The organism is Leptolyngbya sp. PL-A3, from assembly GCF_039962325.1.
Classification (GTDB): domain Bacteria; phylum Cyanobacteriota; class Cyanobacteriia; order Elainellales; family Elainellaceae; genus Vacuolonema.
In genome coordinates this window covers 1-10,446 of sequence record NZ_JAMPLB010000120.1, presented here as the reverse complement: position 1 = coordinate 10,446, position 10,446 = coordinate 1, and the positions used below count along the sequence as shown (strand labels likewise).

The 10,446-nt window shown below is 52.0% G+C and carries 14 protein-coding genes; 3 read left to right on the top strand and 11 right to left on the bottom strand.

Features of this window, described 5'->3' with window-relative positions:
• Positions 1-80 precede the first annotated feature (80 nt).
• From NDI52_RS33890 to NDI52_RS33840, 11 genes are all read right to left on the bottom strand, one after another.
• Positions 81-434, bottom strand: a complete 354-nt coding sequence (locus tag NDI52_RS33890; protein ID WP_348257123.1) for a DUF1016 N-terminal domain-containing protein — start codon at positions 432-434, stop codon at positions 81-83.
• A gap of 94 nt (positions 435-528) precedes the next feature.
• The gene (locus tag NDI52_RS33885) at positions 529-1,494 is read right to left on the bottom strand and encodes a ParB/RepB/Spo0J family partition protein (RefSeq protein ID WP_348257122.1); all 966 of its coding nucleotides are present in this window, start codon (positions 1,492-1,494) and stop codon (positions 529-531) included.
• A complete protein-coding gene (locus NDI52_RS33880) occupies positions 1,488-2,264 on the bottom strand; it encodes a ParA family protein (protein ID WP_348257121.1) in 777 nt (258 codons plus the stop codon). Before NDI52_RS33880 ends, NDI52_RS33885 begins: the two co-directional genes overlap by 7 nt.
• A 458-nt stretch (positions 2,265-2,722) precedes the next feature.
• Complete coding sequence (locus NDI52_RS33875) at positions 2,723-3,034, bottom strand: hypothetical protein (RefSeq protein WP_348257120.1); 312 nt, start codon at positions 3,032-3,034, stop codon at positions 2,723-2,725.
• Between the two features lie 93 nt (positions 3,035-3,127).
• Positions 3,128-3,595: a hypothetical protein gene (locus NDI52_RS33870; protein ID WP_348257119.1), complete on the bottom strand. Its 468-nt coding sequence runs from the start codon at positions 3,593-3,595 to the stop codon at positions 3,128-3,130.
• Positions 3,596-3,703: 108 nt separating this feature from the next.
• Positions 3,704-3,973 (bottom strand): hypothetical protein, encoded by a 270-nt coding sequence (locus NDI52_RS33865; protein ID WP_348257118.1) that lies wholly within the window; start codon positions 3,971-3,973, stop codon positions 3,704-3,706.
• Complete coding sequence (locus NDI52_RS33860; RefSeq protein WP_348257116.1) at positions 3,970-5,448, bottom strand: hypothetical protein; 1,479 nt, start codon at positions 5,446-5,448, stop codon at positions 3,970-3,972. The genes NDI52_RS33865 and NDI52_RS33860 overlap by 4 nt, the downstream gene beginning before the upstream one ends.
• Positions 5,449-5,503: 55 nt before the next feature.
• Entirely contained in the window at positions 5,504-6,133 is a 630-nt protein-coding gene (locus tag NDI52_RS33855) for a hypothetical protein (protein ID WP_348257115.1), read from the bottom strand.
• 38 nt (positions 6,134-6,171) lie between these two features.
• Positions 6,172-6,846 (bottom strand): hypothetical protein, encoded by a 675-nt coding sequence (locus NDI52_RS33850; protein ID WP_348257114.1) that lies wholly within the window; start codon positions 6,844-6,846, stop codon positions 6,172-6,174.
• Positions 6,847-6,955: 109 nt separating this feature from the next.
• Positions 6,956-7,180 carry a hypothetical protein gene (locus NDI52_RS33845; RefSeq protein WP_348257113.1) on the bottom strand — a complete coding sequence of 75 codons (225 nt, stop codon included), beginning with the start codon at positions 7,178-7,180 and terminating at the stop codon, positions 6,956-6,958.
• Between the two features lie 66 nt (positions 7,181-7,246).
• Positions 7,247-8,161 carry a hypothetical protein gene (locus NDI52_RS33840; protein WP_348257112.1) on the bottom strand — a complete coding sequence of 305 codons (915 nt, stop codon included), beginning with the start codon at positions 8,159-8,161 and terminating at the stop codon, positions 7,247-7,249.
• A gap of 208 nt (positions 8,162-8,369) precedes the next feature.
• Between NDI52_RS33840 and NDI52_RS33835 the strand changes: the two genes are divergently transcribed.
• The 3 genes from NDI52_RS33835 to NDI52_RS33825 all read left to right on the top strand — a co-directional run bounded on the left by NDI52_RS33835 (position 8,370) and on the right by NDI52_RS33825 (position 10,426).
• Positions 8,370-8,720, top strand: a complete 351-nt coding sequence (locus NDI52_RS33835; protein ID WP_348257111.1) for a hypothetical protein — start codon at positions 8,370-8,372, stop codon at positions 8,718-8,720.
• Between the two features lie 646 nt (positions 8,721-9,366).
• Positions 9,367-9,867: a hypothetical protein gene (locus NDI52_RS33830; protein WP_348257110.1), complete on the top strand. Its 501-nt coding sequence runs from the start codon at positions 9,367-9,369 to the stop codon at positions 9,865-9,867.
• 28 nt (positions 9,868-9,895) lie between these two features.
• Positions 9,896-10,426, top strand: a complete 531-nt coding sequence (locus tag NDI52_RS33825; RefSeq protein WP_348257109.1) for a hypothetical protein — start codon at positions 9,896-9,898, stop codon at positions 10,424-10,426.
• The last annotated feature ends 20 nt before the right edge of the window (positions 10,427-10,446 follow it).

The following is a 10,446-nucleotide window of genomic DNA, read 5'->3' as shown; positions in this document are numbered from 1 at the left end:
GCTTCCTTCAGACAACACCTCACGATGTTGCCCTTGCATTTCGCTAACCCTTCACCTCCATCAGGTTGGGTAGAGGACTTTCACCTCCAAGTGATTGGCCATGCCTGGCGCACTGGAGTTTGTGCCACAAGCTGTGGCACAGTTTCTCCCTGCTCTCGGTAAGCCAGATAAAGCGATCGCATCCGGTAGAGATTGCGGCGTGAGAAGCCTTCTAGATCGGGCATCTCACGCTTCAAGTCTTTCTCGATCTGGGTGATGATTGCATCCCCCCAACCAGACGTTTCTTGCCGATCAACAATTTGCTGGCCAATCTCCCAATACAGCGCAATCAGTTCCTGGTTAACAGCCAAGATTGCACGAGCTTGACGCGATTGAATCTTCGCTTTCAGATCGCGTAAAAACTCTGCATAATCGTTGGGTAATATTGTACTCATGCTCAACCTGGTAGCCCTGTTACCACAGGGCATCATACATCAAGGGTAGTGTTTGCTAAGGCTGGATCTATCGTTTGCAGACAGAACGGTCGCCTTAATTGTCTTCAACGAATAGGCTCTCCATTTCTGCCAGTAGTTTCTCCAGCTTCTTCTGTTTCTTTGGGTCGTCCCAGACTTTTGAGCGCTTTGATAAACGGTAAGCTGTGTCGAAACGATTTTTGAGGGGATAAGAGCTTTTTGTTGCCTCGGCTGTTGTTGCCTTTAACTCCGATACCTTTTCCTTAATTTGAGAGAGAGATAAGTCCTGAGAGATGGCCTCTTTCAACAAATCTTCCTGCTGCTCTATGTCTTTAACCCGTGCGATCGCCCTCGCTTTGGTGTACTCGATCTTGCCCTCTCTCAGGGCATCGAGAATTGGATCGGGCAGATTCATGAGAGGTAAGCGGTGACTGGCAAATGATTTCCAGTCCATTCCGCCTACGGTATCAAAGACGGTTTTAATCGTTTCTAATTGCTCGGCATCTTTTCCGACAACGTTGTCAGAAGATTTCGCCAAGCGGTGGAGTAACTGGGAAACTGCCGCTTGGCCGATCTCAAGTTGCATCGAGAGCAATGTGATGATGCCTTCAGTTTCTTCTAAAGGGTTAAGGTCTTCCCGTTGCAGGTTCTCAACGATCGCAATTTGCAAGGCTTCCTGGTCGCTCATCTGGCGGATGACGACAGGGACATCTTTGAGCCCAACCTCTTTGGCAGCCCGGTAGCGCCGCTCTCCTGCAATTAACTCGTAGCCATCGTCTAGCGGGCGAACCAGCAGTGGTTCTAAGATGCCGTGTTGTTGAACTGATGCTGCGAGTTGCTGCATCTTAGCAGGGTCAAAGTAGCGGCGAGGTTGCTGCTTGGGTAGAACAATTTTTGCCACCTCAACCGTGAGGGAAGTATTCCCTTCTCCTGGATCGCTATCCTGCTTCGATGGGGTTGGCTCTGTGGGGCTAAAGATTCCCAGATTCGGTCGAGACTTAAAGGGATCCGCCCCCAGTCCGCTTTTCTTTCGTGTTACCACCGCTTCAATACCTCATTCATCAGCTCACGATATGCTTTGGACCCTGTACCATTGGCATCATGCTCGAAAATTGAAATGCCAAAACTGGGGGCCTCAGAAATCTTGACCGTATCAGGGATGATCGTCTTAAACATCTCTGCTCCGAAGTGACCTTGCAAGGATTGCAGCACATCTCGGCTGATATTCTTGCGCCCGTCATAGCGGGTTGCTAACACTCCAAGAATCTGGATGTTGTGGTCTAAAAAATCTCTGACCAGGCCAAGGGCATATTCGACACCTCGCACACCCAAGAGCCCCACATAGCTCATATCCACGGGGACAATCACTTTGTCACAGGCTTTAAGGGCATTAATGGAGAACACCCCAATATTGGGAGGGCAATCTACGATGATGTAGTCATACTTCTCCTCAACAAACGCCAGCGATCGCCTCAACAGGTTTTCTCTTCCTGGCAAGCTGGATATGGCTATCTCATCAACGGCCAGAAGAATATTTGAGGGCAGAATATCTACTCCGCTCTCGGTTGAGACGATCGCACTCTGAAGAAGTGACTTTGCTTCATTGGGGGAACTCTGCAATACGTCTTTAATCTGAGTTTCCAGGGTCCAGACTTCTAGGCCCAATGAAGCTCCTGATGTGCCTTGAGGGTCAATATCCACCAGGAGAACTTTTTTATTCTTGAACTTGGCTAACCCTGCTGAGAGATTTGTGGCAGTCGCAGACTTTCCTACCCCGCCCTTCATATTGAAGATCGCAATCTTTTTTGCCACCGCCTTTCACCCATAGCTGAGAAGAATCATACTGTACACCTGTTCGTCTGGAATATTTTTCTTGCAGTTTTGATGATTTTTTTAGCTTCCGACAACGTTGTTGGAAAATTTGTTGCTCAGATCATTTATATCGATGGCTCATAGTCCGATTGCTCTACAAGGGGTTTAGGCTTCATAAGTAGTGCTGTCGTAATGGGTCAGTTGCTACATAATGCCCTTCCTTAATCCTCGGCACTCTTGAGTTCGTGAATAGTGAGTTGATAGGAGGGGGCGATCGCCAGCCTAACGGGGAAGCTACTTTATAGCAGAGCCATAAGGCATTGATGGATTAAAGCCCGCTCTTCATGGGAAGGCGTAGTATTGGAAAGTGCGGATCCAAAGACGTGAAGCCGTAACAAAACCCCAGCCTTAATCAAGGCTGGGGCTGTTTCATTGGCTCTCTTGTGGTACCACAGGGTTTAGTCCATTACGCCATGGAAGCGAATATGGAGTGTGGCAACGCGAGCAGGGATTTCCGGAAACAGATCATCGGGGTCTTCTTCTACCGGAACAGGGTTATGAATCACCTGATCGACGGCCCATAAAAAGCGATCCAGTTGCAGCAACTCTCCAATTACGGGAACTCGTGCCAGACCAAAATTTACGGATTCAGGAGAGTGGCTATTAATCTGCTCCTGCAAAGATGCGTAAGCTATTTTCTCCTCTGCACCGGGTAGGCGGAGGAAGTTTACATGGACAAGACCCTGCGGGTCAAAAACGGGTTGCGGCATGGTTAGCTCCTATTTAATACAGAACGGGTTGTCAGACAAAACGGTCAAAAGGACTAGATAATGGCGACTCAACCTGGAAATCAGCGGCCTGAGTCAGCCTGAAATGAAACAGCTGGCGATCCAGCCTTGTTGGGGTGAATTTGGGGATGGAGCGAGTGTGGGTGCGATCGCCTCATACCACCCCACCCCATCGCCATAGACAACACGACCCGACAAGTAGACCCAATCGCCGTAGGGCACCACTCCCAGAAGCCCGGAATCATCGAGATTGGGGAAAGCGCGGAAATTAGCACTGCTGATTTGGCCATTGCAGGTTGTAATCTGATGGGCTTGAGAGAAGAGAGCATGGGGTACACCGGGTAGAGCAGGAGGGGAACGAGACGATGGGGTTGGCTCGGGTGGGGGCGGTGGGGTTGGCGTGGGAGGAGTAGGAGACGCGGGAATAAGACTCAAAGACTGGGTGGACATGGACGCAGGGGACGGACGCTTAAAGGACGCGGCCATGCCAATAAGGACGACGGCGGCCACACCACCGATTAATAAACGTTTGGGGCTACTCATGGCTAATCTGTTGGCATTGAAATAGGGCATGTTGGGTAGCGAGACGCGAGACGGACAGACGGCGCGATCGCGACAAATGGGTTTTTTCTGCGGTGTTTTAGGCGAGGGTTATGAGGGGTTATGTCGAGCGTGTCCAGGTAGAACGTCGAGGTCGTCCACCTCTAAAGCGCTATCCGTCTCGTCCGTCTCGCTACCGCGTCCAGGGCTAGACGGTACCCGTCCACAGTGGCTACACACGTATCTGGGTTGGCCTGTGGTGCGATACGTCCCTTTGCGGCGAGACCTATCAGAGCCGCAGTACTCACAGCTAAAAGCGATCGCTTTGCCATCTGAGAACAGACCCAGGGCCATCTGGTTTTCTCGGGGGGCCGTGATCATGGAATGGCTGGGGTAACTGACCCCTTCAAGCCGTCCCAGATAGCTGCTATAGGGAGGGATTTGGATAAAGAATAGAGATTGACGCTTAGAAGGAAGTTGCGGGTATCGAGGCTGAAATCTAGCAGACGCTGGGATAAGCCCCACAGTCCCAGATGATCGCAGTGTTTGTCGAACTCGCTCTCTGTAAGACGAGTGCTATCGGGATTGCGATCGACTTTGAAGCGTAGCTGGAAGCCTCCAGGGATTTTTACGCTTTCAATGGCATCGAGAATGATACCGCTGGTGGCAAAGTGTTCGATGATGCGATTTCCGGCTTTGTCGATGTTGGTTTCCCCTCGAAACCTGCGGGGAGCCTGTAAGTGCTCGATGAGGTGCTCGGCTTCAACAATGCGTTGCTGGAGGCTTGCGAGTTCGGATTTAAAGCTCTCCTCGATAAAGCAAAAGCCTTCTTCGACGGTGCTGGATTTTTCGACCCACTGGCTGGCATCGGAGACGTACTCGTTGCGGAGGTTTTCAAACTCGCTGTAAATGGCGCGTTTTTCAGCGTCGTGGGTGGAGCCGATCTCCAGATCGCGGACGTTGGCCCAGAGTTTGCAGTAGTTGCTGGTGAGTTCTTCTAGTAGCTTCAAGAAAAAGGCGTAGGCTTCATCGTGAGAACTACAGTCTTCACTCATGCCCCCAATTCGCTTTCGTAAGTCTGCATCGTAGGCATTGAGGGAGGCGCGGTAATGGTGCCATTGGCGCTTCTCGCTTTCACTCAGATGAGCGGGTTTTCCGGCATATTCGAGATCAGGAACGGGGCGGGCGGGATCAAAGCGATCGCAAATAGCAAGCAGCCCCCGGTACAGGGGATTCCAGATGTCGAGGATTTGCCCTTCAATCGCATCCAGATGGACGGCCAGATCATAGCGATTTTGTGCGAGCCGTGATTGCGCTTCTTGCAAGGCATCCTGGGTCTGTTGTAATTGAGCCGATAGGGTTTGCTCCAGCGATCGCTTCTCCTGCTGCAAACGATTTAGTTCTGCATTGAGGGCCTCGATTTGCTGCTGACGGTGGGCTAGATCAGAGTGGGTTTGGGCCAGTTTTGAGGAAAGATGCGATTGAGTCTCGCGTAGTTTTTGCCCCAGAGCGGAATGATTGATTAGAAGTGTTTGGTGCTCTACAGTCAGAAGGTGGATTTGCTCCTGGGCTTGATGGGTTAGGGTTGAGAGCGTTTGTTGCCATTGCTCGTCATGGTTAATCAGGAGCGTTGCTGATGTCTGGGCGACCTGTTTACGGCTGGGAGCCAGGGCATAAAGGGAAAGACCCGCAGATCCCACCCCTGTGATTGCCACCCCTGCGTTACCAAAGAGGAGGCCCGCAACCAGACCCAGGGCAGCAGTACAGCCACTGGTCAGGTAGATCAGTTGGTTTAGGAATTCAAAGCGGGGGGCGATCGCCTGGGTGCATTCATCTTCGCGGGTTTGATTCTCCATGGGTGCCTCCTTTGCAAGGGGTGGGCAGAGAGCGGGGTGGAAACCCCGCAGGGTACTAAATGGGTAGCTCTAGAGCCTGGGCTTTTTGTAAGGCTTGCTGGGCCTGAGCTTTGAGTCCCTGGATTTCGTTTTTGATTTTGGCGACTTCTACATCGGTGCGTTCTTGCAGGAGTCCTGTTTTGGTGGCTTCTCCGGTGAGTTTGATGTTGGCTTGTTGGTTCAGTTGAACCGCACGGCTGAACTTGAGTTTTTCGGTTTCGAGATCGATGACAGCCGTTGCCGCCGTGACCTGCTTGCGCTGGGTCGAAAGGTTCTCCCGGAGGGCGGAGAAGCCTTCTCCTAGGGCGCGTTGATAACTGGTATGGGTTTTAAAGACCGATGAGATGAAGCTATAGCCCCGTTCTGCAACTTCTTGAGCCGCGATCAGTTCGTTGTAGGCTTCAATGCGGCGATCGGCTTCATCACGGGCCAAACGTGGAGCGGATGAACTTCCTGGGTCATAAATATCGCCAGGGAGCAGGCTACCGGGATCATGAACGGGGACGTTGTAGGACAAGTCAATAGTGTCGCTAAAGTCGCCGATTTGAATGGGCGATGTCGTAGACAAACCGCTCAAGGAGGTATTTGAGAATGGTTTGGAGGCCGAGGGGCGTTTTTTACCTGTCAGTGGGTTTTTCTCAGGCATGGTTATTTAGTGTAAGTTTGGTGTAACAGACAAAAGGTTTACGGCCTGCGGGTTGTGGACTGCACCTGGGATTGGGAAACGGGATTTGGGTTTGGCTGTTTGAGGAGTTCAGTGATGTAATAAGACCCCAGCCCTACCAGCGAGCAGATCAGGGCATAGAGGATGCCGATGGCAATGCTGTCCTGGGTAGAGAGCCACCCATCGAACTGCTGCCAGATGGTGATATTGGCCTTGGCCTGGGTTTGAGCCTGGGTCTTCGAGATCTGCTCTCCCAGTACCTCCTGAGCCTTGAAGATGAGGGCGGCTGTTTCATGGGGGGTGAGGCTTGAAGCAGATGTACCGGGAGACGGTGTCGGTCGTTCTAGCGGAGTGCGTTCTATGACAGGCCAAAGGTCAGGGGAGGGATAGGGGGCTAATCCCTCCCCTCCAAACTCAGGGAGCCGCTGCATTGGCACCGCTGCTATGGGTGTGGGTTCGCATGGCTCGGTGTAGAGTACAGCCGCCTGCACCTGAACCAGGGCCCCGCCGGGTTGGGTGTGTTGCTGAACCGATTGCCAGAAGGTTTGTGCCTGGGGCGTTGCGACGAGTTGGGCGAGCCGTTCCAGGCCAGTCAGGGAGTAGAACACACGGTCAATGTGATCAACTCCTCGAATTTTGTGCCAGTGTTGCCCCTCGGTTAAGTGTGGACGGTGATTTGCTGAGTTGGTATTCATTGGGTAAACCCAGAGCAGACGCGGCGTGGCGGTGGGGATACAGGTATCCGTAAGCCGGATCCAGAATGAGGTATTGCAGTGCAGAGGAAAGCATAGTCTGGGGTTCCATCTAAAGATTGGGATTGCAGCGCTCTAACGTCGCGGTTGCTTGGGCTAAAAGCAACGCTTCCTGGCGGCAGACAAGTCTGGCTAACTGGGTTTCCTGGGCCGCGATTCGGGCGGCGATCGCCGCCACTTTTGCCGACCAGGAACGACCGTGGGCTGTATCAAGGGCCAGGTGAAGGAGAAGATGGCTGTAGCTCAGGGCTTCGGAGGGGGTCAAAAGAGTTGTCATGGCGTTGGTTTTGAGTTGTGTTGCTGGGAGCGATCGCCCACACGAGAATTGAGAAGGCTAGTAGCGTTATGCTGAGGGCGATCGCCCAGGTGCCGCTGGAGGCTTTCCCGGCGTTGGCTCCGGTGTGGAAAGGTCGCCTCGCTGGAGTCGGTATTGCACCTCGTGTAAGGTTGTTTCAAATTCCTCTTCTAGTTCAATCGCTAAACTTGCTGCTTCCAGGCGAGTTTGTTTGATTAATCGCTGTCGTCTTAGTTGGTTAGCCCGGTTCCATTGCTCAGAAGCATGGTTCAAGCGGCTCAAGCCTTGGTGCATTTGCCCCAAAAGTTGCAATTCCTGGGTCTGAAGGTTGTTGAGTTCGGCTTCTTCTTCCTCTGGGGCCGCCAGGTAGTTGCGACCTTGGGGAAGCAGAGGGCGGGTAGGAGATTGGCGATCGCCCCCAGTACCTGGCTCACTTTCTGGCGGCAGTACATCGGGATCAATGGTTTGAGGTGCGGTTGCTGGTGGTTTCGCGGCAGCGATACGGTCGGCAAATCGCTCGGCCATGCGTTCTCCCCACTTTCGGGCAATTAAGCCAGAGGCACGATAATCACCCATTAATTCAATGCAAAGAGGGGTATAGCGATCGTCGGGTAGCCGCAATTCTGCTTCAGAGAACCAGGGGCAGACTTCTAAAATCCGAGTAAACCATTTCTGCACGGTGCGCGATTTCACGCCGTAGTGGGCGCAAATGGCCCGACAGTACTGAGGCTCTGTAGGCTTCCAGATCTCAATGGCTAAGAGATCGTCTACATCAGTCAATGCAGACTCAGGCTGTTCGCACCCCAGAGATTCTTGTTCGCACCCGTCCTCAAATTCATTCGCTGCGTCGTTCGCGGGTGGTTCGTACGAAGGGTCGTAGGACTGTTCGGGGGTGAGGGTGTTTTCCGGTTCTGAAGCAGTAAAGGTAGCTGGAACCCCAACAAAATCAAGGATTTTGCTCATCGTTCGTATTCTCCTTAGAAAAATCCGTAGCGGTTCGCTAATAGGTCAAATGGTTCGATGCGACTTACTTTACATTCGCTACGAACTACACTAGCATATTGGATATAAATTGGATAGTAATTGGATAGTAATTTTCTAATTGCAACCCATTTGGCAATCTTTCTATCGTTCGCCCGTAAACTTAAGGAGGTCATTATGTAATACAGGCGTGAGTAAGGATCGGGGAAAGCGAATATTCCTATCCCTCCCTCCCGGAATTCTGGAGGCATTGGAGCGATGGGCCGAGTCAGAAGGCAATCGCCCCACGAGTCTTGCTAACTGGATTGTTGAGACAGCAATACGAGAAGCGATGGAAGCTGGCAAAATTCCTCCGCCTCAGGAGGATAAGCACCCTCACGCTTCTACTGATCTCCAAAATTTCCTTACTCAATTAGCTGCTGGTGAATCGCCAGACAAAGAGCAGATAACAGCATTGGCTCAGAGCTTAGGGGTAGACCAAAAAATCTTGCTAGAACTGCGCGATCGCCTTCAACAGGGAAACAACTCTGGGGACGCATAAAAATAAACCGCAGAAGCAATACAGCCCTAGCCTGTCGTCCTAAGCCAGGTTGCAAAATGCAGAGAGAAATTTAAACGGAAAAAGCGATCGCCAGCCGTGGAAAGTTGGGCGATCGCCTTCTCTACAAGTCTTTGAGGACTTTACACCATGATACCAAGAGATTCTTGGCGCAACCACTCGCTTGCGCCCGATCAGCTTTTTAGTGCAGGTTTTCGGGATGGCATGAACCGTCTCGCCCCGCATCCACAATTCCAAAATAATACCTACTACTTGAAAGGCTATGCCGAGGGCTGCCGCCCAACGAGCAGGAGTCCAGAGATGATCGTCTTTTCTCAAACTTCGAGGTTAGATACGGCTCTGCAATCGATTCGCGCTTGAGAGCAAGACCAGACCCGTTTAGGTTTCGGGAGTGTTGCCCTGGGCTACCGCTCCAATTATTGGCTTGTGCTGGTTTCCAAAGATTTGCATGATGCCGCTTTACCCTTCTAGTTGATCTTGCATTGAGGGGCGATCGCCCTCTCATGCAATGCCCTCGTTTTAATGCGGGGTTCGGAACCACCAACCGGAGGGGCGTTGCAGGCAACGTCCCTTCCGCAAGAATTTCAACAAACTCAAGAGAACCCACCCTGTCGTGGGCCGATGTCCCATGCAAACTTTTCACGCTTCGTTGCAGCAGGCTTCCTCTAATGGAGCCAATGCACCGCTCGTTCTGGGAAAATCGCTGGTCTTAGATCTGGGCAATTTCCCAGAACTCAATTGGTTACCCGACTACTTGGCTGCGCTGCATTCTCTTCAGGTGGAGCGCGATCGCATTACCGCTGACATTAGCGCGATCGAGCAGGAAGGCGACATTTACCGCAACCAGTGGATTGAACCCTACACCAAAACCAAAAACGGTAAGCCATACACCTATTACCAGGTGCGCTGGCTCACAGGTGAATACAAAAAATCGGGGCAGCCAAAAGTGAAGACCCAACATCTTTCCCACAAAGCCGTAGGAGAAGCCAGAGCCGCGATCGCGCGAGGGCATCAGGTCATGGCTTTAGAACGAGAGCGCCAGCACGTTGATGAGCAAATTGCTCGACTCAGGCAATTCGTTCAGGGAATAGGGCGGCGGATGAAACACGCCCGTTCCCTTCGCCCGTAACCGAAAACCGTTTTAAAGGATAGTCATCATGGTCGGTACTCGTACATTAGAAGCAAACTCCATTCCCATTCCGCCCCACCTGGCCGGACTTCTCAAACAAGCCCTGGGGAGAGGGGGAACAGGCTTCGATGAAGCCGCTTTTTTGCAACAGCTCCACTACTGGTCATCCAATACCCAGGTGGCAGGCTGGCTCGTTGACGGGGTGAAGTGGATCTACAACTCCCTTCACTCCTGGCTGAGCCAACTCCCCTGGATGAGTGAATACGGATTGCGAAAGGCGATCGCCAATCTCAAAAAACTGGGACTGCTGCAAACCGCACAGCATGGCCTCAGCCAGTACAACCGCGTTATGTTCTATCGCATTGACTATGAAAGGCTCAACGGCTTTCTTGGTGCCGTGTGTGAACAGAACGCATCTCGATGTGAGGAAAGCGATCGCGTCGATGTGCGATCTGATCACATCTCCTATAGAACCCATTTGACATCTTTACAATCTCAAATTAAGGTACTGAAATCCCTTGAACCAAGGTACCATGCCATATTCCAGCAGCCTCACTGATGAAGAATGGAACATCCTCG

Bases quoted from the DNA above. Each gene is read 5' to 3' on its own strand.
- NDI52_RS33890 (WP_348257123.1), bottom strand. From the start codon at position 434: ATGAGTACAATATTACCCAACGATTATGCAGAGTTTTTACGCGATCTG.
- NDI52_RS33860 (WP_348257116.1), bottom strand. From the start codon at position 5,448: ATGGAGAATCAAACCCGCGAAGATGAATGCACCCAGGCGATCGCCCCC.
- NDI52_RS33825 (WP_348257109.1), top strand. From the start codon at position 9,896: ATGGTCGGTACTCGTACATTAGAAGCAAACTCCATTCCCATTCCGCCC.
- NDI52_RS33870 (WP_348257119.1), bottom strand. From the start codon at position 3,595: ATGAGTAGCCCCAAACGTTTATTAATCGGTGGTGTGGCCGCCGTCGTC.
- NDI52_RS33875 (WP_348257120.1), bottom strand. From the start codon at position 3,034: ATGCCGCAACCCGTTTTTGACCCGCAGGGTCTTGTCCATGTAAACTTC.
- NDI52_RS33865 (WP_348257118.1), bottom strand. From the start codon at position 3,973: ATGATCACGGCCCCCCGAGAAAACCAGATGGCCCTGGGTCTGTTCTCA.
- NDI52_RS33855 (WP_348257115.1), bottom strand. From the start codon at position 6,133: ATGCCTGAGAAAAACCCACTGACAGGTAAAAAACGCCCCTCGGCCTCC.
- NDI52_RS33850 (WP_348257114.1), bottom strand. From the start codon at position 6,846: ATGAATACCAACTCAGCAAATCACCGTCCACACTTAACCGAGGGGCAA.
- NDI52_RS33840 (WP_348257112.1), bottom strand. From the start codon at position 8,161: ATGAGCAAAATCCTTGATTTTGTTGGGGTTCCAGCTACCTTTACTGCT.
- NDI52_RS33845 (WP_348257113.1), bottom strand. From the start codon at position 7,180: ATGACAACTCTTTTGACCCCCTCCGAAGCCCTGAGCTACAGCCATCTT.
- NDI52_RS33830 (WP_348257110.1), top strand. From the start codon at position 9,367: ATGCAAACTTTTCACGCTTCGTTGCAGCAGGCTTCCTCTAATGGAGCC.